Raw genomic sequence first — 24,034 nt, 5'->3', positions numbered from 1 at the left:
CTACGCTTAATTTGACGTATAAAAAATATTGCACATCACATAGCTTTAGACAGACTGACATCTATCATCGAGGCGTAGATGAGCAAAGTTCAAATGGGTTAGAAACTGAGAGAAGTGACATATAACGCTGATTTATATATAATGTACGAAAGGGGGTTGGTGGCTGTGAAAGTGAAATATATTGATAAACGTCACTGGCGTCGCCTCTTAGACCATGATTATATCGAAGTTAAAGTGAACAATAACAAATTTAAAGGCATCATAGGTTTAATTACAATTAAAAAGGTGAGAGAGCCTTTAGAGGTGACCGTTGTAGGTAAAAAGATAGTCGTGGCTGATGATAACTATCAGTGGTTGCAAATATTACCAGAAAAAAAGCGTTACAGTATGACTGTCATGTTTAATGATAAAGGACAACCATTGCAATATTATTTTGATATTAATTTAAAAAATATAACGCAAAAAGGTAAGGCACGTACGTTAGATTTGTGCTTAGATGTGCTCGCACTACCCAATGGTCGATATGAACTTGTTGATCAAGATGACTTGGAATATGCACTGAAAACGAAGCAAATTACAAGAAAGCAATACCATGAAGCTTATGTGATCGCACACCAACTCATGATCCAGATTGATGAGGATTTTGAAGGTATTGAAAGACGGGCAATGTACTGTTATCAGAAAATCAAGCATAAGTATCAGAAAAAAGAAAAGCATAAACAGTATTAGTGATTAAAAGAAATGTTTTTCACACACCGTTACAACCAACCCAGCGTGTGCTGTGAAAGTATACATGCACACTGGACAATGTTCTGTTTGTCTAGTGTTCTTTTATTTTGAGGAGGCGCTACGATGAAAATTGATGATTATCGGTTGTTAATTACTTTAGATGAGACACGTACGTTGAGAAAAGCAGCTGAAAGACTATACATTTCTCAACCTGCAGTCACGCAACGTCTTAAATCTATAGAAAGACATTTTGGTGTTGAGATTTTCATCCGAACAAAAAAGCAGTTAATTACGACAACTGAAGGTGCGATGGTTATAGCGCATGCAAAATCAATGTTAAAGCAAGAGCGCTTGTTTCAAGATAAAATTAAGGCACATGTGGGTGCGATTAACGGGACACTATCGATTGGTTGTTCATCACTTGTGGGTCAAACAGTGTTACCTGAAGTGTTAAATCGTTATACAACTGAATTTCCAAATGTTGAAATTGAATTACAAGTGGGTTCAAGTGAACATATTAAAGCGAATCATAATGATTATCATATAATGATTGTTCGCGGAAATCCTTTATTAAATATGCATAATGATCATTTAATGGACGATAAACACTATTTTATTTATCCTAAAAATAAAAAAGATGAGTTGCATAAATTACCTTTCATCGAATTTCAGGCTGATCCAGTTTACATTAATCAAATTAAAACGTGGTATCAACAACATATGTCTCAAGATTATCATGCAAGAATCAAGGTGGATCAAGTTGCTACATGTAAAGCGTTACTTTTGAGTGGTGTTGGCGTGACCATATTACCAGAAATTATGGTTAAAGACTTAGATATTACACAATTCGAGATGTTAAAAGTTGACATAGAAGCACATTCGCTCGTGCGTTCTACATATTTAAGTTATGACATGAGTATGATGCAATTACCGCAAGTGAGCTCATTTATTAATGTTTTCAAAGAATATCTACATCTTGATCAGATGTGACGTATACCATTGCGCGTTTACGTCCGATGGTTTAAGGGTGTGCTTTTTTAGGTAAACAGAAGAAAAAGTAAAGGATGATGTAAAGTCATTTAAGAAAGAAGATAATTACGTATTAAGGAGAAAACAAATGTTTCGGGAATTATTAACTATTAAAAATTATAAGCTCTTTTTAGTCAACATGATGCTGATTGGCATGGGGATTGCCATTACAGTACCTTTTTTTGTGCTATTTGCAACAAACCAACTCGGGATGACTACCAATCAGTTTGGATTATTATTAGCACTTGCGGCAATTAGTCAATTCACAATGAACAGTATTGTCGCGCGTTTTTCAGACACACATGCTGTGAATCGCAAGTTATTAATTATTATTGGGTTATTTATGGGCGCTATTAGCTTTGCACTCCCCTTTTTTATTCATTCTATAACGCTATTTATTATTTTATATGCCATTTTTCAAGGGCTGTTCGCACCTGCAATGCCACAACTTTATGCATCTGCGAGAGAGTCTATTGATCAGTCAACTTCAAGCAGTCGCGCCGTTTTTGCGAATTCTGTGCTGCGGTCTATGTTTTCATTTGGTTTCTTATTTGGACCTTTAGTGGGTAACATTCTTAATCAGTCATGGGGCTATAGTGGACTTTTCGGAGGCACTGTCGCGATTATTTTGACAACACTACTCTTACAAGTCTTCTTTTTCAAAGATATCAAGACGAAACAACCCACGCGTACAGCGACACATACTGAACAAAATGCACCTTCTATGTTGAGACATCGTTATCTTATCGTGCCTTTTGTTGCTTTTGTGTTATTACATATTGGTCAATGGATGTACACACTCAATATGCCACTTTTTGTCACGAAATATCTTGGTGAAGAAGAGAAATATGTAGGTCATTTAGCAAGTTTATGTGCAGGTTTAGAAGTGCCTTTTATGATTATTTTAGGCATTGTTGCGAGTAAGGTTCAAACTCGAACGCTGTTGGCTATTGCAGCTGTTTGTGGAAGCCTCTTTTTTGGAAGTATAGGCGTGTTTGAAAGTGTGAGAATGATGTTAATTGGTCAAGTCTTACTTGCAGCATTTTTAGCTGTTTTATTAGGTATAGGGATTAGCTACTTTCAAGATATTTTGCCACAATTTCCAGGTTATGCTTCAACATTATTTGCAAATGCAATGGTTGTCGGCCAGTTGTTAGGAAACCTCCTAGGCGGTGCTATGAGTGACTGGATTGGTTTAGGTAATGTCTTCTATGTCTCTGCATTATCATTATCATTAGGTTTTGTATTAATTTTATTTACTAAAAAAAGTCCAAAAACAGTTGAAGTAAGCTAAATTCGATACAGGAAATAGACTGGACAACTGAGGAGATAAATAGGGCTTCATTTATGTAATGATTTAAATAGTAACTAAAAAACGAGGCTAGGATATGATCCTAGCCCCGTTTTTAATCATTTAAGCGCAAATTAAGGGCGCGAAGAAGTTTTATTTTTTACATGTACCTTCAAGCACCTCATTACTTTTGAAGATTCATTTATTATATAGGAAATCGTCTTCGTTTTGCTTTGGACGATGGCCGTGCTTTAACTTTAACGCCATGAAGGTCCGGTCTGTTTCTGTTTATGATTCTGTAAATAAGCACCTACAGGTACAATAATGAATGATGCGACAATAAAAGCCCAATTGCTGATATGAATATAAGGGCCAAATTGTAAAAAGTTTTGTGGGAAGAAGAAAACAATAAAAATGATCACCACTAAAGCGATTAAAACGATGTAACCTAAAAGCCAAGCAATTCGGGAATAGCTAAAAGCTTGTAACTGTACCATTTTAAAGCAAGCCCATACAAACAAAAATGTAATAAAAATACCTAAAATAAAAGTGAACGGGAAAGTATAAAGATAAATTCGGGTATCATTGATAAAGAAGCCTAAAAAACCTTTTAAAAAGCAAAAGAGGCCTAATAAAAAAATAATATGTTGGAAAATATAACGAAATATATTGATAAATGTATGGTTGGGTAACTCTTTAATCGTTTGTATCGCATGTTTTTTTGGATCATGATTAAAAAAATCCATCGCATGCATCCCTTTATTTTCAGCATTAAGCAAATGCGTCAAAATACGTTGTAGAACAATTTCTGAATCATGTGCATTGACCCGCATATCTGCGCGTACATATGTCATATAGCTTTCAAATATTTGACGGTCTGTATTATTTAAGCGCAATGACTTAACATTATTTTCTTTCATGAGTTCGTTAGTTGTCTTCATTGGTCATGCACCTCCCTTTATTCGGTTCAACATTAAACTGTCACTATTATGACGATTTTATAGAAATAAATCAATACTTAAGAGAGAGGTATCACGTATGCTTTTACTGAAACCAAAAAATCACCACTATATACATCAAGTGGCATCAATACATGTACAAATGTTGTATGAACAGCGTCATAGCAATAAAAAGGCTGTGAGTCAGATGGAAATTGCACTGTACGAAGAAATGATTGATCGCCGGTTACGCTATACACAAGACTGGCTAGGTGTGATGAGGGGTGACGACGATAGAGTTCAAGCGTATGGATGGGCGCATTTTGATAGTACTTCTCAAACAGTGACGATTGAATCTCTTTATGTAGCACCTGCTTATCGTCAACAAGGCTATGCAGAGCAACTCAAAAAAGAGATTGAGCAGTGGGCAATCAAACAAGAGGCACATCAGTTGATTGGGACAGTGGATAAAAATAATGAAGCCATGATAGCATTGAACCAAAAGTTAGGTTATCAAGTCGAAAAGTATACGATGGTTAAAAACCTTGAACATTAAGGCGATAGAGAAGTACGAATCTAGATGTTTTTCGAAGATTGTCTATATTTTTGTGATATGGAAAAGAAAGCTAAAGAGGGCACGAATGAATTCAGATTTTTTATCATGATGCGCATAGCCTTGTTATGCTAGAAGCGTAAAACCATGATAGAATAAAAGAGAAGTATTTTTTGATATGGGAGAAAGAAAAATGAAAAAATGGCTAATTATACTTGTGACACTCACATTTGTTTTGTCTGGTTGTGGGAAGAGTGAAAAAGATAAACTGCAAAATGAAATTCAATCGCTAGAAAAAGAGCAAAAAACACTCCAACAAGAAAATGAGAAGTTAAAAAAGCAAGGTGATGATTTAGATCATCAAATTAAAGATGTAGAAAAATCTATTGATGAAGGTAAATCAATGGATACAGAAAAGAAAAAAGATAAACCGCAAGAAAAAGAAAAAAACCATGAAAAAGCCAAGCATACAAAAGAACCAACAAACGCTAATGAAAAGGCGTCTACACATAAAAAGACGAATGAAGTGCATAAAGAACAAGCAACTTCAGATTCAAACGACAAGCAACATTAACCATACGCAAATTATAAAAGGCGCGCAACAGAAAGCTTTCATTCATTGACTACATCTCAAGCGTTTGATGTTAAAATGGAGAGGGTATTAAAAACACATATATGAACGTACAGAAAAGAGGGATTGCACATGTATGAAAAGGAATTTGAGTTGTTAGAAGGTCGCGACATGTCATTAATTGAACTCGGACGTGAACTTGAAAATATTACAGGTTATTCAATTATTGATGCAACAGGTGAGTTGAAACGAGTAATTGCATTAAAACCTAATTTTGATCATGATTGGGAAACGTATGTCGCAACATATCGTTTGAACCATAAAAATGATTTTGTCGATGCGACATTTACTACAAGCAAAGGTCAAAATCCAAATCGCATAAAAGAAGTACCCGTTAAAATCCAACTGATTAGCTACATTTCTAAGGCATAATGGATATGGCATCACTTTTGCAGCTCTATGGCTATTGTAGCTATAGAGTCTATTTTTTATGAGCGGTAACAATGGGGGGATCATCAATGACAGTATATATAGAGACAGCACGATTAAAGCTAAGAGATTGGCAAGAGGAAGATTTACTACCTTTGCAACGATTAAATGCAAATCGCCAAGTCAGACAATACTTTCCAAGTCTGTTAAGCTATGAAAAATCAAGACTTGATTTTGAAGCGATGAAAGCTTACCTATCTAAAAATAAAATCGGTTTATTTGCGGTTGAATTGAAAGCGACAAAAGAATGGATTGGTTTTATCGGTGTGAATTACATACCTAAAACGAGCGACTATCCTTTTGATAATTTACCTTTTTACGAAATTGGTTGGCGTTTATCACCAGAAGTGTGGGACAACGGGATTGCTACTGAAGGGGCGGAAGCGGTTTTAAATTATATTAAACAGCGAGGTGTTTCAGAGGTATATGCCATCGCTGCTCACATTAATCGTCCTTCTATTCGTGTAATGGAGAAAATTGGAATGTCTTTTTATGATAAATTTGAAAAAAGAGAGCTAAGCCCGCATCATGTCTTAAAGCAACAAGTCAGATATCATAAAACGCTTTATGATGACGTGGCAGAGACACATAAAAAGTCGTCGTAATTAAATAAAAGAAATGTCCGATAACGATAAATTGAAAAAGGGAGTGGCATCAATCCCTAACATGGGCTTTCTCATACCAGCTCCCTTGTATTATATGGTGTAACACGCTATCTCGAACAATTGTGATTAATCATATGTTCGTGTCGAGATAGGTTTTGCATTTTTAAGACCTTCTAGTAAGCTTTCGGGCGTTTCATAGAGGTGTGCGAGGTGCGTATATTTTTCATCAATAAATCCTTCTTTGATCATATGTTCAATTAAATTTTGAAGTGGATTAAAAAATTGTTTCGTATTATAAATACCAATTGGTTTTTGATGTAACCCAATTTGTGCCCAACTATAAATTTCAAAGAATTCTTCTAAAGATCCTGCACCGCCAGGAGCCATCACAAAAGCATCAGCTAAATCTGACATTTTTTGTTTTCGCTCATGCATCGAATCCACTAAGATTAATTCTGATACTTTTTGGCTTGTGATTTCTCGTTCATCTAGAAACTTTGGCATAACGCCTATCACGCGTCCGCCATAATCTAAGACACCTTCTTGTATGGCACCCATGATACCAACGGAACCTGCACCAAAAACTAACTCAATTTGATGTTCTGCGAGGTATTTTCCTAGAGCGTATGCTTCTTTTACATATGTATCATCGTGACCTTTACTTGCGCCACAAAAGACAGCAATTCTTTTAATCATATTGCCTCCTCCTTAATATTGACGAATCTACTTGATTATATTCTTCCAACGACCTGGTTTAGGTGACGAACGTAAAATTAAAGGCGTCTACGCAATCGGGTCACCTTTTTTAATCATTGATTTAAAAAATGATGAAATCAGGTCATATGTTACTGTTGTGTCTCAATTAATTTTAACAATTGCGATTCAAAAGATAAACGTTGATCTTGATTAAAAGCTTTTGGCCCTTTTGGATAACGCTTTGATTTTCGACGCTCTTGTTGATGATAATAACGTTGTGTGAGTAAGCGTTCTATATTTTCAAGGGTATATAAATGCCCGGTATGATGCAAAACATGCTTGACCTTATTTAAAAGTAAACTCGCTAAACCATAATCTTGTGTGACAACAATATCGTCGGGTTGAGCATATTGAAGTATCATAAAGTCAACGGCATCTCGACCACCATCGACATATTTCACTTCAACGTGTTCAGGAAATGATTGAACAGAAAAATGGTCGTATGTGCGAAAGAGATATACAAAGATGCCTGTCTCAGACGTCAAACGAATAATCGAATCTACGACTGGACAAGCATCGCCATCTATCAATATACGCATTGATTAATCCTGCTTGTGACGTGCATTTAGAGATGTGTCATTTAACTGTTCATCTTTTTGTAAGGATTTCATATTTGCTTTCAATGCTTTTTCACGTGCTTTTGTATTCTTTTCCTCTTCTTTACGCAGCGCTTCTTGATGTTTTTTTAATTTTTTATTCATTTTTTCGATTTCTTTTTTATTTTGTTGCTCGATTTTATCGCCACGTTGCTTTGTTTTCAAATCTATGTTTCCAGGTGTATGACCGACTTTTTCTTCATACTTTTGCATTTTTTCCATATTTTTAATTAAGTTTTTTTGACGTTGGGCTAACGCTTTATCTTCTTCTTTATGGCGTTTTGAAATGTGTTTGTCTAATTTCTTTGAAAGTTTATCGATTTCTTTTCGGTTTTCTTTCGCTAAGTCTTCACCACGCGCGCGTACATTTTCAGGACGCATATAGCGTTGTTTTTCCGCTTCTTTTTTCATCGCTTTATTATAATCATGACGTTGTTTTTTAGTTTGAACACGATTTTTTAAATGGCTTGAACCAGAGACGACAGAGTCTTTAACATACCCAGCAGCATGTCCCGCTTTATGCGCTACTTTTTGAGATGTATGCACGGTCGTTTGTGTCACTTTTTGGACATCTGGATGAGCCTTGAACTTTTTACGTTCAACAATGAGTGGGACGAGAAAGACAGGTAAGATGTTTATAATTGTTTTGATAGTTTTGTTCATGAACGTTGCCTCCATTTGTGAGTATACTTATGTGTTATTACCCTTTCGCGCTTGGAAATAAACGCTTAGAGGTCGAGGTGAGAAAACATATGTAAAAGAGGGCGCCTTTAATCTTTAAGTCAACTGCTAGAGATTAAAGCACGCCCTCAATTTGACCCCTCACTGAGATGCTGATTGTGCGTGAGCTTTTTTATAAGATACCGTAGTATACGACTGCGATAACGACGACGAGCACAATTCGATAAATAGCAAAAGGTAGTAACTTCACGTTTTGAATTAATTTTAAGAAAAGTTTAATTGAAATAAAACCAAAGATAAATGCAGCTAAAAAGCCTAAAATGTAAAACGGGATATGCGCAAATTGAATATAATTATAATGCTTTACGATGGATAGACCACTTGCCGCAAGCATAATAGGCACAGCCATCATAAAAGTGAAATCTGAGGCTGATTTATGGTCTAACTTCATCAAGACCCCTGTAGAAATTGTTGATCCTGAACGAGAGAAACCTGGCCACATTGCAATAGCTTGAGAAAGCCCGATAACAAATGCTTGGAAATAGTTTATCTCATCAACAGTTTTTGGATTTCGAACGTTGCGACTATATTTATCAGCTAAAATCATATAAATTGCGCCAAGGAAAAGTCCAATGAGAACAGTTGGTACACTGAATAAATACTTTTCAATTAAATCATCAAATAAAAATCCTAGTATACCAGCAGGAATCATACCGACAATAATATGTGATAATTTCAAACGTCGTGGCTTAGAACGTCGACCTTCTTGACGTTCAGGTGCATACTTACCAATATGTAACATTTCGAAATATTTATGACGGAATACCCATGCTGCAGCAAAAATGGAACCTAGCTGTATGACAACCTTAAATGTAAAAGCAGATTGTGAGCCTAAAAATTCAGTCGACTTGAGCCACATATCATCGACGAGAATCATATGCCCAGTGGAAGAAACAGGAGCAAACTCTGTAAGACCTTCCACAATACCGAGAATGATTGCTTTGATCAATTCAAAAAATAACATACAAGTACCCTCTATTCATTTTTGTTTATTTGTAAATATAATATAGCATATGATAGCACAAGAACCCCTCACATGTCTTTAGTTAACCTATATTCTAGGACCAAAGTATGAAAACAAACTGGATAAGACGATGAGGTATCTAAAAGGCTAGGTTATCCTATTCTAGTAAAAAGCATTAAGTGCAGATATCAAAAGGTTAAGGATATTCGAAAATCTGTCACATCTTCGAAAAGAGCCCAGGCGCATTGATTCAGCGTATGAATGTCATGAAAATCGTTTGAAAATGTCAATTTAATTTTTAGCTTTCTGCCTCATAAACAATGTAAAATAGAAAAAATAACGCATCCAAAATGGAGGCACGAAAAAAATGAAACAATTGCATTCATGGGCAAAGAAATTTTACTTATATCCATTATTAATGGCGGTTGTTTGCTTAGCTTTGGCAATCACAGTCGTGACACAAAATATTACGATTGGTGTGATATTAGACCGTCTACTTACAAATAAATCCACCCACTGGTTACCTTTAGTGACGCTTTTAGCAGTGGCACTTTTAATGAGGGCAAGCTTAGATTATTTGAATTCGTGGTTAGGTGAAAAACTTTCGCATCGTGTTCGGACGACGATTCGACACCGTTTATTGAAGCAAGTGAATCAACAAGCAGTTGGTGAAAGATTAACAATGGCTACTGAGACACTAGCCGATATGCTGCCGTTCTATCGAAATTATTTACCTCAAGTTTTTAAATCTACGTTTATTCCATTTGTGATTATTGTTGTCATGTTTAAAATCCATATTCCTGCAGCACTGATCATGTTAGTGACTGCACCTTTTATTCCAGTCTTTTACATCGTGTTTGGATTGAAAACACGAGATGATGCCAAAGACCAAATGACTTTTTTAAACCATTTCAGTCAACGTTTTCTCAACTTGACTAAAGGATTAGTCACTTTAAAATTATTTAATCGTTCAGAGCAAGCGGTGGAGACTGTTTCACGAGAGAGTACACAATTTCGTGACAAGACGATGGTCATTTTAAGAAGTGCTTTTCTTTCAGGATTGATGCTTGAATTTATCAGTATGCTAGGCATTGGACTGGTCGCTTTAGAAGTGGGGTTGAGTTTGATTGTCTTTAAATCTATTCATTTCTACACAGCAGCTATTGCGTTAATTATGGCACCTGAATTTTATAATGCGATTAAAGATTTGGGGCAAGCATTTCATACTGGAAAAGAGAGTGAAGGCGCAAGTGATATTATTCATGAAGCGCTCGATAATAAATTGCCGAATCATCCGTTACCTGTGATAGATACAACACAGACTTCTCTTATCCAAGTTCGAGATCTGTCATTTTGTTATGAAGGTATGGCGAAAGCGGTTCTGAGTGATATCCAATTTGATATTAATAAAGGGGACAAAATTGCGCTGGTAGGCCCTAGTGGTGCTGGTAAATCTACATTGATTCAAATCTTACTTGGAGAATTGGTGCCACAAAAAGGATATGTTTCTTATCAAAACGCACACCTAAAGATGGGTTATTTATCACAAAATCCATATATTTTCAATGCAACGATAGCGGAAAACGTGAGTGTGTTCAATACAGTTCCGCGTGAAAAAATGATGACTGTCCTGCAAGCGGTCAATTTGTGGGATAAAGTCAATGCTTTACACGATGGTATAGACACGCTTATTGGAGAGGGTGGCGAGATGATGTCAGGTGGAGAAATGCGTCGAATTGAATTGGCACGTCTTTTGTTGATGCAGCCAGACTTTGTCGTTTTAGATGAGCCTGTTGCTGGATTAGACCGAGCAACTGAACAATTGATTCAACAAACGTTGGATACCTATTTTACTGAGACGACGCGATTGACGATTGCACACAGACAACAAACGATAGCACATGCGAGCCGTCGAATTTATTTACAAGACGGGAAGATACGCTCTGATGATACCCAGATTCAAATTGATTTCAAGGCGGATCCACAGGATGGTGATGTTTAAATGAATAAATACAATCAAAAATTAAATCAAACCATTAATATTAAATGGAACAAAGATATTTTAATGGCCATCTTCATAGGTGTCGTAGGGAGTGCGGTTGCTTTAGGCATGTTTTTCTTAAGTGGTTATATGATCACACAAAGTGCGCTAGGTGCGCCTCTCTTTGCATTAATGGGGCTTATTGTTACAGTGAAATTATTCGGTTTTACTCGTGCAATTACACGTTATTATGAAAGATTACGTTCTCATCGGGCCACATTTACGATGTTACGAGATGTACGTGTACAACTCTACCGCACTTTAATTCCAATCGTACCGGATGTATTTCGTAAATTTCGTTCAAGTGATTTATTAGGCCGTATGGTGACGCAAGTGGAATCTTTGCAAAATGTGTATTTACGTGTCTATTATCCGCCTATTGTGATAGGAATAACGACTTTATTAACAGCGGGCGTCCTATTTTATTTTTCATGGACACATGCGCTATTAATCCTATTCACGATGGTGTTAACGTTGTTGGTTTTGCCTTGGCTTCAAGCACAACAAGCTAAGCAGGTTCAGACGACTGTTAATCAATCTCAACAACAATTTATGCATGTGTATCACGACAGAATTTTAGGTCACAATGAACTGCGACGCTTCAATAGTTCTGAAAAATATGATGCCAAACTTTCCGAAAGTGAAACACACTTTAATTTAGCAGAACATCATTCACAACGGGGACATTTGAAGTATGCATATGTGAGAAATATCATAAGTATGGTTGCACTATTGGTCAGTGTCATCCTAATCATTGTGATGGTCGAAAAACAATATGTTGATGTCGTTTATGCGACAAGTATTATTTTAATGATTCTGACATTACTTGAGCAAGCTGTGCCAATGAGCCAAGTGGCTTATTATAAGAGCGAGACAGAACTTGCACAAGAAAGCTTATCAGAAGTGATGCGTGAACAAGGTAGTGAAGAGGGGCACCGAAAAGTAAATATTTCAGACATTGAGCACGGCGAACCGATGTTCAATTTGAAAGAAGTGTCATTACGTTATGAACATCAACAAAGACCCATTTTATCTCATTTGAATTTAACGATTTATCAAGGCGAACATGTGGCGATTGTTGGAGAATCAGGTGCAGGAAAATCAACCCTATTGTATCTTTTAATGGGCTTGTACGATACCACAGAAGGTCAAATAATGATAAATCAGATGCCTATTGGTCAACTCGATACGTCGCATTTTCATGCGCAAATCGATACATTATTACAACAACCGCATTTTTTCGACGGTACAGTGTATGATAATTTATTGACCCACGCGTCAGAGGCGAAATGTCGTAAGGTGTTAGATCAATTGCAGTTAGCGCATATTCCATTAGAACGACCGATTACGATGATGAGAACAGCGCTTTCTGGTGGGGAATTTCAACGATTAGCCATTGCACGTATGCTACTTCGTCAACAACCAGTTTGGATCGTTGACGAACCAACCACTGCGTTAGATATAGAAAATTCAAAACTGGTCATGCAACAGCTTCACCAGCAAGCGCAAACATTGATTGTCGCGACACATGATATGGAATATTTAAAAGATTTTGATCGTGTGATTGTTATGCAAGAAGGAAAAGTGGTGGGAGATATGTCCCCAGAATCATTTTTGGCGGAATATGTTCATCGCCCCATTGAACTATAAGCCATACATGTTGATGCTATAGCCTAATGATAGATGAGATGTGCAATGCAGAGTAGGAAAAGATAAAATAAAAAAAGTGCGTGAATGCAAAGTCTTTTATGCATTCAACGCGCTTTCAGTCGTTGATAAAGTATGTATAGATAAACCAAGGTGGTCAATATCAAACACCTCATTTTTTGATATGATTTCAACCTGTTATGATTTTATGAAAAGTAACAGGTTGAAAAGTCAATACTACGATTCCCCAGTATGATTTCGTAAATATTGATTCGGTCCCCAAAAATCAAAGTCTATCTATAGCAATACACTGTCATATTTGAAACTAGAATAACTGATTTTATCACCCATTAAATAGAACACACTTCAAGAACTGTTAATTATTATTTCTTTTCTTCAAATGCAGTAATTACTTTTTCAAGTAATCGATTGAGCTCCTTAACCTCATCAGTTGTTAATGATGAAGCTTCAGTAACAAGTTGTGATGCATTTGCGAGCTCTGGTTGCATATCTTTGCTTTTTTCAGTTAAATGTACAAACACTTCACGTTGGTCAATTTCAGAACGCTCTCTTTTAATGAGATTAATTTGTTCCATACGCTTTAATAACGGTGATACTGTACCCGTATCAAGCGCTAAGTCTGTTACAACTTTCTTTACATTAACAGGAGAATGGTCCCATAAAATTTCTAATACTAAAAATTGTGGATACGTGAGATTGTATTTTTTGAAAATTTTGTTTGAATAATAACGATTAACTTGTCTTTGTGCGTTATACAAACTAAAACATACTTGCTCTTTCAAGTTTAAATGGTCAGACATAATTAGTTCTCCTCCAGACATTCTATTCGTTTTCTCTCTCTATCACGAATGGGAACCCGTCCATAATCGAGTGGATTTAAGCCGTTCTCACTTAAATCTATGCTATCCTTAAAATATAGCATGCGGTAATTTTAGAAGATAAAGCGTACTTTATCAAGTTAAAAGTCAGACATACACATATATTATAACAGATTTGTAGATTTATTAAGAGAAAGGATTAAATTTATGCTTAAAAATAAAACGCGTCTTACAATCGTTAATGGGTTTTTAGGAAGTGGCAAAACCACATTCTTAAATCATTATATGACGCAAATATTAAAAAAAGATGAGAAAGTCGCACTCATTGTAAACGAATTTGGGGATTTTGATGTGGATAGTCGAATTTTAAAGGATTACAACGTCAAACAATCCATATTACAAGGCTGCATTTGTTGTGATTTACAACATGATTTAATTGCAGTTTTATATCAACTAAGTCAACAAAAAAACAGTGTTGATCAGATTATTATCGAAGCGACAGGGATTGCAAATCCGATTGATGTTTTGATTGCTTGTCAAGACCCGCTTATTGCGCAAACCTTCGAAAATCCAGAAGCGATTTGTATTGTAGATAGTTCAAGATTTTTATCTCGGCAAAACTATTCGAAACAAACGCTTGATTTATTAGAAGACCAAGTTCGCGCGAGTCAAACGATTGTTATTAATAAAGTCGATTTATTATCAAATGACAGTGACTTAAAGGAAATTGTAGAAGCGATTGAAACCATTGCTCCCAAAAGTCGTGTGTTAATTTCAGACCATGGACAAGTTCAACAAACTGTCATTGAAAATGCAGGCGCTGAGCATACGTTACCCGAGTATGCACATCGTCACGGACATCATGCGCACCATGAACATGAACATCATCATCATGGTAATCATCATCACGACCATCATCATGCGCATTATACAAGTCTAAAATATACTTTTAGTTCAGCAATTTCACAAGCGCAGTTGGTGCAGTTTATCCTAAAATTACCAGAAAATGTGTTACGCTTAAAAGGTTACGTTAGACTTCGAGAAAGTCCGGATGAAATGTATTTAATTCAATATGCTCAAGGTTTGCCTACGATTGAAAGTGTCGGAGATGTAGATTTTCCATCATCAGTCGTTTTGATTGGGGAGCAATTAGATGAAGCTAGACTCAGTAATAATTTGGATGTGCTACAATTTAGTTAATATGGATCAATCAAGAGGTGTTATTTATGGAGAAGATTGCAATTAATCAACATGTACACTATTCAAGAATTATTCAAGGATTTTATCGCGCAGATCAGTGGGGAATGTCATCACAAGAAATGAATCGCTTTATTCATGAATTGGTTGAGCGAGGTGTCACAACCGTGGACCATGCAGATATTTATGGTCACTATACTGTAGAAGGGATGTTTGGCAAGGCGCTTGCGTTATCCCCTTCACTTAGAGATCAACTGCAGATTGTTACAAAGTGTGGGATTGTTCAGCCAAACGCAATTCATCCTCATCAAACCGCACATCGATATGATCTTAGTAAAATACATATTAAGCGTGCAGTAGAGCGATCATTAAAAGAACTTCAAGTTGATTACTTAGATAGTTTACTCATTCACCGACCTTCGCCACTAATGAAACCATGTGAAATTACAGATGCTGTGAAAGATTTGGTAGATGAAGGTAAAATTCGTTCGTTTGGTGTATCTAATTTTAAACGCGCGCAATATGAATTGCTTAATCGATGTTTGAAAGACGATAAATTTCATATTGCAGTGAACCAAATTGAAATTTCTCCATATCAATTGACCGCTTTTCAAGATGGCACGATTGATGATATGCAACGGGAAAACGTCAAATTAATGGCTTGGAGTCCTTTTGCTGGTGGTGCACTATTTCAAAGCGACGATCAAAAAGGACAACGTGTCATGACAGTACTTAAACGTATTGCACAAGCACATCACACAACTGTTGAAGCCATTGTTTCGGCTTGGTTTAAAAAGCATCCCGCTCAGATTATGCCGATTGTAGGGACGCAACAGTTAGAGCGGCTTGATCGTGTTATCCAAGGGCTTGATATTGAATTATATGACCAAGAATGGTTTGATATATTTACTGCAGCACAAGGCTATGATATTCCATAATTTGTCACAACTTGTCGGTGCATCATCGTTAAAAACATTGTAAAATCGGATTATTACGAATTGAAGTTAGGGGCAGTCTTATGACAGAAGAAGAAAAAATTAAACGTAGTCGTTTTGAACGCAACGTCATCGCCATACCTTATATTATTTTTGGACTCATCGTTGCATTTTTATTTATTTTTTCACCTGATACGGTTTGGTTAGTTACAGTTTTTGGTATTTTTATGGTTTATAACGTTATCGCGATGTTCATCGCATTCTTATTTAAATATGGTCGTACAACATTGTATTTATTAATGATGACCGTGTTAATGATTGGCGCATTTTCGTTATACTTATATATGCTTTTCAAATATCACTAATGTATAGAATGGCACTTTTATGATCAGCTTATTGAAAAAGCGTGATGTAAAAGTGCCGTTTTTATTTGATAAGGACGCATTGTTTATTCCCTAAAGTAACGAGAATTTGATAAGTATTTGAATTGCCTTTGTGCCAAACGAAGTATCGCATACGTACTTTGTGATAGGGACGTGCTTTTTGTGTCTATAGATTTGCAATGGAAGATAAAAAAAGATGCAAATGATTTTACTCTAAAAATGAAAAAAGCAACTTGAGGGTGTTATAATAAAGACGAGGATATACAAGGGGGTAGTGAACATGAAACGTAAAAAAGTTTCTATCATTGGATCAGGTCATACAGGTGCAACATTAGCATTTATTATTGCGATGCATGGTCATGCAGATGTCTTACTTGTAGACCGAGAAAAAAATGAATCGGTGATGAAAGGGAAAGCCTTGGATATGCAACAAAGTGGTGCAATTTTAGGGTTTAATGTACATGTGCATGCAACTGTGGACTATGCAGAAACTAAAGATTCTGATGTTGTGGTAATTACAGCTGGCCTGCCAAGACAACCGGGGATGAGTCGAGACGATTTAGTTCAAACGAATGAAGAAATTATGGTCGAGGTCACTCAAAAAGTAGTTAAATACTCGCCAAACTGTACAATCATTGTATTAACTAATCCTGTCGATGCGATGACTTATACCGTTTATCGCACGTCCGGCTTTCCTAGTGAAAGAGTTATGGGTCAATCAGGTGTTTTAGATACAGCGAGATTTAATACTTTTGTAGCTGAAGCGCTCGGCGTCGCAGTGAAAGATGTGACAGGGCTTGTTTTAGGTGGACATGGAGATACTATGGTCCCTTTAATTCGTCACAGCCAAGTGAACGGCGTTTTATTAACTGAGCTTATGCCACAAGAACAAATAGACGCTATTGTTGAAAGAACAAGAAAAGGTGGCGCAGAAATTGTAAAACTATTAGGCAACGGTTCTGCATATTATGCACCTGCTGCAGCAGTATATGAAATGGTTCTTGCTATTTTAGAAGATCAGAAGCGGGTACTTCCAACGATTGCATTCTGCCAAGGGGAATATCAATTAAATGATATTTATATTGGTGTACCTGCCATCTTAGGTGCGAATGGTGTAGAACGCATTATCGAATTAGAACTGAATGAAGATGAACAGCAACAATTAGCGCATTCGGTTGAAGCGGTTGAATCCGTAAAAGCCTCATTAAAAGCAACGTCATCACAATCACATTAAATCGACGTATAAAAATAGATTAAGTTTGGTCTAGCGACATTTTAGAAGATGACTCGATTTTTAAATCTGTATAGACATTTTTAAAAATTGAGTCATCTTTTATGTGAAGAATAAACGATTGAATAACACTGTGATGTTATAAAAAAAGAGGGGTGTTACTTTCGATTTGAAATCAAAGTAACACCCCTGTATCAATTACACTACGCGTGAAGTTGAATTACCATAATGATAAACGCCATAAAGTTGTTAAACATGTGCATCATAATTGAAATTGCAATATTGCATCCACTTTTAATATAAGTATAGGTAAACATGAGTCCTAAAAATAGATATGGGAAAATTTCGAATGGAGATTGTGCCGCTTGCATATGTAAAAGCGCAAAAACGACGGTGGAAATAATCCCTGTTATTACATATCCAACTTTTTTGCCGAGTTCCCCAATTAACACATGTCGAAATAGTAACTCTTCCGTAATAGGAGATAAAATAACAATGCTTAAAAACGCAAGCGGTAACCATTTTGGATCATTGAAAAAAAGCATTAAGCTTTCTTGATTCCCTGTTTCCTTAAATTGCCATTGCTCTGGTAAAAATTTAAAAAGATATGTCATGAGCCCATTGGCAAAAATATAAAGGAAATAAGCACCAATCATCGTACCAATATACTTTCGAGACGCTTTAATAGCATGGATTATTTTTTCTTTCCAATGATGTCGATGGGACCAAATTAAATATCCAATCACCGTTAATGCAGTGATAATCCCAATAATGAGAAACAATAAACTTACTGGAAAATTATGCAACGGAACTAACAATAAGCTAAAAAGTTTTGCTAAGATGACTTGAACTAAAAAATAAATCACAAATGCCCATAGGTCTCTCCAGGCAACAGGATGATTTGAAGATGCGCGCATAAGATGACCTCCATATATGAACTATGATGATACTATTAAACCACAAAAATGATTAAATACAATGCAACAAATTCTAAAAACGTCAAAATATAACTATACTTTAGTAATAATTTTGTTTTAAACGTGACATCCCAATCTTTATGAAAACGTTCGTAATAGAGTAATTGTATTAAAAACAATGCGACACCAAACGGAAATGAAAAGACAATAAGACATACATACCATGGCCAATTCATTTGAGAATAGAGTATAGCAATGATTGCTTGTATCAATACGATGGCAATGACAATAATAAAGAACATATTCATGTGTGACTGCGTACCCCTTTCACAAATATTAATAAGAGTGCTTGTAAGCCAACGATTAACGAAATGAAAATCATTGCGGGGGTATCAATGGCTTTTAACGTTGACCATATGACAGAAAATGGATGATTAATGACGTGTACACTGTGGAAGCGTAAAAAACGACCTACATAAATACCGACGCCGTTTAAAATCATCATGCCAAGCAGGACTAAAACCCTAAACCACTTCGATGTTATCATATGATAAAGTTCTAATATGATTAATACATAACAATATGCCGCAAACATGACAGAAGCTGTCAATAGAGCAAAATTGGTCCACTCTATGAGATTAAGACCTAATAGGAAATCAAAGCCGAAATGATTAAGATGTATCAAATCTGTCATCATATAAAAGGTATTAGGTAACATTAAAATAAACACTGTCAAAAACACTAAAAATAATGGCCATTCAAACCAGCGTTTTGGAAGAAAGAGTTTAAGCAAAAGTGCAAGCTCTAAAGGAATGTAGGCAAGTGTAATATTAAGTGCTATAAATTTATATTGCGTAGGTGAAAAAAGTGAGATGATGAAAAAGACAATATAAAATAAACGTGCAATATAACGTGCTTTCATTATCAAGCCTCCTTCTATGTTATGCGCAAATAAGGATAACTTGTTATGAAAAAGGATTCAAATATTTTATAAGAGCAGAACAAAAAAATATACATATGATTAAATTTGTTTCTCATTGAAACAGGGTAAATGAAGGATATGAAAGAGACTATGGATAGTCTAAATCCTGATATTATAAGGGCATAGTGTGTATATTGATTAAATATGAGCACCGTCAGTTCTAAGCCGATGAGATGGGAATTTTTGCATAGCGGGCTATCTATTTTGAAAAAGACAAAAATAAACGCTAAAATTTTATTTTAAATAGATATTTTAAATGGTTTGATTTGAGTTTTTGTTCTTTATTTTGTTAAGTCGTTGTTATATAATGTTTTAATATTTTGAATGCATTGAGGGAGGGAAGTGTATGAATAAACAGTTTATTATTTTATACTTAAATATTTTTCTAGTATTTCTAGGAATTGGACTCGTAATTCCAGTACTTCCTATCTATTTAAAGGATTTAGGGTTAACTGGATCTGATCTTGGAATACTCGTCGCTGTTTTTGCGCTTGCACAAATGATTATTTCACCTTTCGGAGGCGCATTAGCCGACCGTTTAGGTAAAAAATTAATTATTTGTATTGGGCTTGTGCTGTTTAGTGTTTCTGAATTTTTATTTGCAGCAAGCCACACATTTTCATATTTAATCCTTTCTCGCGTATTAGGTGGTTTGAGTGCAGGAATGGTAATGCCAGGTGTGACCGGTTTGATTGCAGATTTATCACCTTCAAAAGATAAAGCGCGTAACTTCGGGTATATGTCAGCGATTATATCAGCAGGCTACATTCTAGGTCCAGGCGCGGGTGGTTTCTTTGCTGAAATCTCACATCGTATGCCGTTCGTTGTGGCTGGGGCACTTGGTGCATTAGCTTTTGTCGGAACGGTCATCTACGTCCATTCTCCAAAGAAACAAACGACGCAAGGTTTTCATCAGTTTGATAACGCCGAACTTGGAAAAATTAACTATAAAGTATTTATTACGCCTGCCATACTGACGTTAATCCTTGCATTTGGTTTATCTGCATTTGAAACGTTATTCCCGCTATATACAGCAGATAAAATTAACTTCAAACCGGTAGATATTTCGATTGCCATTACAGGTGGAGGCGTCTTGGGAGCCATCTTCCAAGTGTTCTTGTTTGATAAAATGATGCGTTATTTTAGTGAATTGAAATTTATCGCCTATGCTTTGATTTATTCAATGATTATTTTAGTATTATTAATCTATGCGCATACGTATTGGCATGTCATGTTGTTATGTTTTGTTGTCTTTATTGGCTTTGATTTAATTCGTCCAGCCCTTACCAATTATTTTTCAAATATAGCAGGGCATCGTCAAGGTTTTGCTGGGGGATTGAATTCGACATTTACAAGTATGGGGAACTTTATTGGCCCATTAATTGCAGGAACGCTTTACGATATCGATATTGAATATCCGTTACTAATGTCTATCGCTTTTATGATATTAGGTTGCGTGGTCATTGTCATTGAAAGCCAGTTTAGAGGGAAATATCAAAAAAGCAAGTAATGATTTTTCACTAAAATCAAAACATACATCCATGTGGGTAAATGATGAAATGACACCTCGTTGATAGAAATATGGATTGAATGGTTTTAAAATAAGCCACCTATCTTGATTCTATGAACGAGGTTTTATTTTTGAATACATAAAATGATAGAAAAAAGTGAGAAAGTGCGGGCTAATGTTATCAGCCGAAAAGGCAAAGCTTTCGTGATATAATAGGAGAAATTGAAAAGTAAAATTAGGAGCGAATTCGATATGCATATTAAAATATTGGGTTATCATATTTTTCAAAAAGGAGGCACAACTAGAAGTAATTTAAATTTGATTCAATCGTTGTGCCAAGCAGGTCATCAAGTGACTTACGTCAACTATATGGGTGTGAGAAAACAACGATTAAAGTCATTGATAGCAGAAGAAGGTGGACAACTAAAAAATGTAAAATTCCAATCGTTTCTTGGTGCAAATTCTATTGCGTACGCAGATTTATTGATCATCACACGAGAAGACTTTTTTATATTTGCACGCGAAGTGAAACAGCTTTCACCTGAAACAGTGATACTCGGTGAAATTCACAGTCCGTTAGCTTATATTTCACCGCATATGGACTTGGCGTTAGAAGCGGTCGATGCAGTACGTGTAAGTACAGAAGCCATTGCACGAGCATTCGAACAACGCTATGATTATTCGTACGTGTTTCCGATGTATGTCAATACAAATCATCTAAAAATAGCGCAAGCACCTACAGCTACGACTCATAATTTATTAATTAAAGCACGTTTTGAAGACGAAATTAAAGATATTTCTTATGCATTAAAAATGATGCGTTATTTCATACACGAACGTCACCAATCACAAATTCATTTATATCTTCAAGGCTATGGGCCTTCACTTGAACTTTATGAGAATTTAGTGCGTTATTATCGTTTAGAAAGCAATGTTCATATCAATGAAGCAGAACCAGAATCTTATATTTATTTTTCATCTTCGCCTTATGAAACATTGGGCTATTCCATACTAGAAGCCATTGCACAAGGGCATCGTGTATGCCTTTATCCTGGAGACGATCAGGTATTAAAAGCCATCTACACACCTTTTCATGCTGTACACTGGCTTCAAAAAGATTTAAAATCAGACGCCGATACGTTGTTGCAAGCTTTTAGTGCGCAGTACACGAATCAAGAGAGACAAGAAGATATTGAGGTTTTAAAACAACAATTTGTCCGTATTAATGATACAAATGCGCTCATTGCTAAAACGTTGGAAATCGCACAACAGCATCAAGTGAAACAAGCTGATATTCAGCCTCCAAAAATAAAGGCAAGATACCAATTTGCTCAGGAAATGGCGAAAAGATTTGCAATCAAGACAAAACAAAATTTAGAGTCTTCATCTAAAGGACCCTTGCGTAAAGGTTCTCGATTTTATAATAAAGTTCGTCAAGTTATTTTTAAAGTTGAAGGACATGTGAAGCAACGCCAAATTCGTCAACGTCAAGTCGCTAAAAAACACGTCTTTATTGAATCTTTTCATGGCAAAAACTTTTCAGGGGATCCTAAGTACATTGCTTGTGCACTTAAAAGATTAAATCCAGAATTAGAAATTTACGTAAGTTCAGCAGACCCGTTAGTTGATTTGGAGATTAGAGCTTTTGGTATGACGCCGATACGATTTGGTACACGTTCATATATGCGTACTTTTGAAAAAAGTGCCTACGTTGTAATTAACGGGAATTTATGGGATCGATTGGTGAAACATCCCCAGCAATGTGTTGTTCAAACATGGCATGGTTTTCCGTTAAAACGGATGGTAAATGACTTAATGGATGAGCAAGAACGTCAAAAGCAAGCGCTGCAATTTGCACCGCGTATGAAAAAATGGAATGTTTTACTTTCATCTTCATCACGATATGAACAATATATTCAATCTGCCTTCCAATTGAAGACGCATCCAAATTTAAAAATATTGCGTGAAGGCGCACCGAGAAATAGTGATTTGATGCGCTATCAAGAAGATGTGGAGAGAAGATCAGCAATCCAAGAAAAGTATATGTTTACTAAGAATAAAGAGACGCGATATATTTTATTTTGTCCTACATGGCGAAAAGATACACGTCAATCCGTCTCGACGCTTGATATTGTGTCATTGATAGAAGGGCTGCCTGATCAGTATGAAATGATTGTTAAACTGCATCCGAACGAGGGGCATTTACGTGAAGTCTATGATCGATTGCACCCAAGAATTCATTGTTTCTTCAATGAATTGGTTGATATTCAAGAATTGTATTTAATTTCAGATGTCTTAATAACAGATTATTCGTCCGCAATTTTTGATTTTGCACACTTAAATCGACCTATACTTATCCTTGATGAAGATACGACGCGTTATCAACAAGATATCGGTTTCTACTTTGATATTGAACAATTTACAAACATTCAAAAAGTAGGTCAAAGCATCGAACAAATTCAGAACATGATTTTGCAAAATAAACATGTGGACCATCAAAAAATGACAAAGGAGCTTATGACCTATGATCAAATTGAGAGTGATAACAAAGTAGCACAGTTTATCTTAGAACAATAGTAAGACTTGAAAGAAGGGATATCATGGCAAAGCAAAAGAAAACAAATGCGATGCGCATGTTAGATCAAGCGAAAGTAGAATATGAGATACGTACTTTTCCTGTGAGTGATGCACATATTGAAGGGCATGAAGTGGCTGATTTAATTCAAGCAGAGACAGATACGGTATATAAAACACTCGTACTTGAAAATGATGACCATGACCATTTTGTGTTCGTCATTCCAGTTAATGCGCACTTAGATATGAAAGCAGCAGCGGCTGCCGTCAATGAGAAAAAGTTACATCTTATGCCTTTAGATGATTTGAAGAAAGTAACAGGTTATATACGCGGTGGCTGTTCACCTATAGGGATGAAGACACATTTTCCAACGACGATTCATACGGCTGTTTTAGCTTGTGAAACTGTATTTGTGAGTGCAGGTCAAAGAGGTGTACAAATGGGAGTTGCACCAGAAGACCTAATTCGAATGAGTCAAGCACAGACAGTTGATGTAATCCAGTAAGTGAAGTGGC

Annotated in this window: 25 protein-coding genes; 16 read left to right on the top strand and 9 right to left on the bottom strand. The window is 36.0% G+C overall.

Features of this window, described 5'->3' with window-relative positions:
- Positions 1–165: 165 nt before the first annotated feature.
- The 3 genes from CD118_RS01085 to CD118_RS01075 all read left to right on the top strand — a co-directional run bounded on the left by CD118_RS01085 (position 166) and on the right by CD118_RS01075 (position 3,052).
- Positions 166–729 carry a ribonuclease FAU-1 family protein gene (locus CD118_RS01085; protein WP_060830307.1) on the top strand — a complete coding sequence of 188 codons (564 nt, stop codon included), beginning with the start codon at positions 166–168 and terminating at the stop codon, positions 727–729.
- Between the two features lie 123 nt (positions 730–852).
- Positions 853–1,719 carry a LysR family transcriptional regulator gene (locus CD118_RS01080; RefSeq protein ID WP_016424431.1) on the top strand — a complete coding sequence of 289 codons (867 nt, stop codon included), beginning with the start codon at positions 853–855 and terminating at the stop codon, positions 1,717–1,719.
- 127 nt (positions 1,720–1,846) lie between these two features.
- On the top strand, positions 1,847–3,052 hold the full coding sequence (locus tag CD118_RS01075; RefSeq protein WP_060830306.1) for a sugar efflux transporter: 1,206 nt from the start codon (positions 1,847–1,849) through the stop codon (positions 3,050–3,052).
- Positions 3,053–3,306: 254 nt separating this feature from the next.
- On the opposite strand, the gene CD118_RS01070 is transcribed toward CD118_RS01075, so the two are convergent.
- Positions 3,307–3,990 carry a DUF1129 family protein gene (locus CD118_RS01070; protein WP_050346001.1) on the bottom strand — a complete coding sequence of 228 codons (684 nt, stop codon included), beginning with the start codon at positions 3,988–3,990 and terminating at the stop codon, positions 3,307–3,309.
- Positions 3,991–4,087: 97 nt separating this feature from the next.
- Between CD118_RS01070 and CD118_RS01065 the strand changes: the two genes are divergently transcribed.
- The 4 genes from CD118_RS01065 to CD118_RS01050 all read left to right on the top strand — a co-directional run bounded on the left by CD118_RS01065 (position 4,088) and on the right by CD118_RS01050 (position 6,205).
- Positions 4,088–4,543: a GNAT family N-acetyltransferase gene (locus CD118_RS01065; RefSeq protein ID WP_103356104.1), complete on the top strand. Its 456-nt coding sequence runs from the start codon at positions 4,088–4,090 to the stop codon at positions 4,541–4,543.
- A 190-nt stretch (positions 4,544–4,733) separates the two neighbouring features.
- Positions 4,734–5,114, top strand: a complete 381-nt coding sequence (locus CD118_RS01060; RefSeq protein WP_060830304.1) for an SA0632 family lipoprotein — start codon at positions 4,734–4,736, stop codon at positions 5,112–5,114.
- 129 nt (positions 5,115–5,243) lie between these two features.
- Positions 5,244–5,543 carry a hypothetical protein gene (locus CD118_RS01055; protein WP_016424436.1) on the top strand — a complete coding sequence of 100 codons (300 nt, stop codon included), beginning with the start codon at positions 5,244–5,246 and terminating at the stop codon, positions 5,541–5,543.
- 86 nt (positions 5,544–5,629) lie between these two features.
- Positions 5,630–6,205 (top strand): GNAT family N-acetyltransferase, encoded by a 576-nt coding sequence (locus CD118_RS01050; RefSeq protein WP_050331655.1) that lies wholly within the window; start codon positions 5,630–5,632, stop codon positions 6,203–6,205.
- Positions 6,206–6,331: 126 nt separating this feature from the next.
- On the opposite strand, the gene CD118_RS01045 is transcribed toward CD118_RS01050, so the two are convergent.
- The 4 genes from CD118_RS01045 to CD118_RS01030 all read right to left on the bottom strand — a co-directional run bounded on the left by CD118_RS01045 (position 6,332) and on the right by CD118_RS01030 (position 9,262).
- On the bottom strand, positions 6,332–6,898 hold the full coding sequence (locus tag CD118_RS01045) for an LOG family protein (protein ID WP_050346235.1): 567 nt from the start codon (positions 6,896–6,898) through the stop codon (positions 6,332–6,334).
- 152 nt (positions 6,899–7,050) lie between these two features.
- Complete coding sequence (locus CD118_RS01040) at positions 7,051–7,500, bottom strand: YaiI/YqxD family protein (protein WP_060830303.1); 450 nt, start codon at positions 7,498–7,500, stop codon at positions 7,051–7,053.
- 3 nt (positions 7,501–7,503) lie between these two features.
- Positions 7,504–8,220 (bottom strand): hypothetical protein, encoded by a 717-nt coding sequence (locus tag CD118_RS01035; RefSeq protein WP_060830302.1) that lies wholly within the window; start codon positions 8,218–8,220, stop codon positions 7,504–7,506.
- Positions 8,221–8,410: 190 nt separating this feature from the next.
- A complete protein-coding gene (locus CD118_RS01030) occupies positions 8,411–9,262 on the bottom strand; it encodes an undecaprenyl-diphosphate phosphatase (RefSeq protein WP_016424441.1) in 852 nt (283 codons plus the stop codon).
- A gap of 367 nt (positions 9,263–9,629) precedes the next feature.
- Between CD118_RS01030 and CD118_RS01025 the strand changes: the two genes are divergently transcribed.
- Both CD118_RS01025 and cydC read left to right on the top strand, forming a co-directional pair.
- Positions 9,630–11,264 (top strand): ABC transporter ATP-binding protein/permease, encoded by a 1,635-nt coding sequence (locus CD118_RS01025; RefSeq protein WP_060830301.1) that lies wholly within the window; start codon positions 9,630–9,632, stop codon positions 11,262–11,264.
- Positions 11,265–12,953 (top strand): thiol reductant ABC exporter subunit CydC, encoded by a 1,689-nt coding sequence (gene cydC, locus CD118_RS01020; RefSeq protein ID WP_103356103.1) that lies wholly within the window; start codon positions 11,265–11,267, stop codon positions 12,951–12,953.
- 380 nt (positions 12,954–13,333) lie between these two features.
- Here the strand turns inward: cydC and mgrA are convergent, their stop codons facing one another.
- On the bottom strand, positions 13,334–13,771 hold the full coding sequence (gene mgrA, locus CD118_RS01015) for a global transcriptional regulator MgrA (protein WP_016424444.1): 438 nt from the start codon (positions 13,769–13,771) through the stop codon (positions 13,334–13,336).
- Positions 13,772–13,996: 225 nt separating this feature from the next.
- Between mgrA and CD118_RS01010 the strand changes: the two genes are divergently transcribed.
- The 4 genes from CD118_RS01010 to mdh all read left to right on the top strand — a co-directional run bounded on the left by CD118_RS01010 (position 13,997) and on the right by mdh (position 17,538).
- Positions 13,997–14,989, top strand: a complete 993-nt coding sequence (locus CD118_RS01010) for a CobW family GTP-binding protein (protein ID WP_103356102.1) — start codon at positions 13,997–13,999, stop codon at positions 14,987–14,989.
- 26 nt (positions 14,990–15,015) lie between these two features.
- On the top strand, positions 15,016–15,924 hold the full coding sequence (locus tag CD118_RS01005) for an aldo/keto reductase (RefSeq protein ID WP_060830298.1): 909 nt from the start codon (positions 15,016–15,018) through the stop codon (positions 15,922–15,924).
- A gap of 80 nt (positions 15,925–16,004) precedes the next feature.
- Positions 16,005–16,286: a hypothetical protein gene (locus CD118_RS01000; RefSeq protein ID WP_050331648.1), complete on the top strand. Its 282-nt coding sequence runs from the start codon at positions 16,005–16,007 to the stop codon at positions 16,284–16,286.
- 298 nt (positions 16,287–16,584) lie between these two features.
- Positions 16,585–17,538, top strand: coding sequence for a malate dehydrogenase (mdh, locus tag CD118_RS00995; RefSeq protein ID WP_050331647.1), 954 nt, complete (start codon positions 16,585–16,587; stop codon positions 17,536–17,538).
- A gap of 200 nt (positions 17,539–17,738) precedes the next feature.
- Here mdh and CD118_RS00990 read toward each other — a convergent pair whose 3' ends face one another.
- From CD118_RS00990 to CD118_RS00980, 3 genes are read right to left on the bottom strand one after another with little or no spacing between them, the layout of a single operon-like run.
- Entirely contained in the window at positions 17,739–18,452 is a 714-nt protein-coding gene (locus tag CD118_RS00990; protein WP_103356101.1) for a CPBP family intramembrane glutamic endopeptidase, read from the bottom strand.
- Between the two features lie 35 nt (positions 18,453–18,487).
- The gene (locus tag CD118_RS00985; RefSeq protein ID WP_103356100.1) at positions 18,488–18,760 is read right to left on the bottom strand and encodes a hypothetical protein; all 273 of its coding nucleotides are present in this window, start codon (positions 18,758–18,760) and stop codon (positions 18,488–18,490) included.
- A complete protein-coding gene (locus tag CD118_RS00980) occupies positions 18,757–19,374 on the bottom strand; it encodes a DUF1361 domain-containing protein (protein WP_050331644.1) in 618 nt (205 codons plus the stop codon). Before CD118_RS00980 ends, CD118_RS00985 begins: the two co-directional genes overlap by 4 nt.
- A 406-nt stretch (positions 19,375–19,780) precedes the next feature.
- On the opposite strand from CD118_RS00980, the gene norA reads away from it, so the two are divergent.
- The 3 genes from norA (at position 19,781) to ybaK (ending at position 24,024) form a co-directional block, all read left to right on the top strand.
- On the top strand, positions 19,781–20,944 hold the full coding sequence (gene norA / locus CD118_RS00975) for a multidrug efflux MFS transporter NorA (protein ID WP_050331643.1): 1,164 nt from the start codon (positions 19,781–19,783) through the stop codon (positions 20,942–20,944).
- A gap of 252 nt (positions 20,945–21,196) precedes the next feature.
- On the top strand, positions 21,197–23,521 hold the full coding sequence (locus CD118_RS00970; RefSeq protein ID WP_103356099.1) for a CDP-glycerol glycerophosphotransferase family protein: 2,325 nt from the start codon (positions 21,197–21,199) through the stop codon (positions 23,519–23,521).
- 23 nt (positions 23,522–23,544) lie between these two features.
- Positions 23,545–24,024, top strand: coding sequence for a Cys-tRNA(Pro) deacylase (gene ybaK, locus CD118_RS00965; RefSeq protein ID WP_060830296.1), 480 nt, complete (start codon positions 23,545–23,547; stop codon positions 24,022–24,024).
- Positions 24,025–24,034 lie beyond the last annotated feature (10 nt).

The organism is Staphylococcus coagulans (genome assembly GCF_002901995.1).
Classification (GTDB): Bacteria; Bacillota; Bacilli; order Staphylococcales; family Staphylococcaceae; genus Staphylococcus; species Staphylococcus coagulans.
The sequence above is the reverse complement of the archived record's forward strand: the minus strand, read 5'-3'. Positions and strand labels throughout refer to the sequence as shown.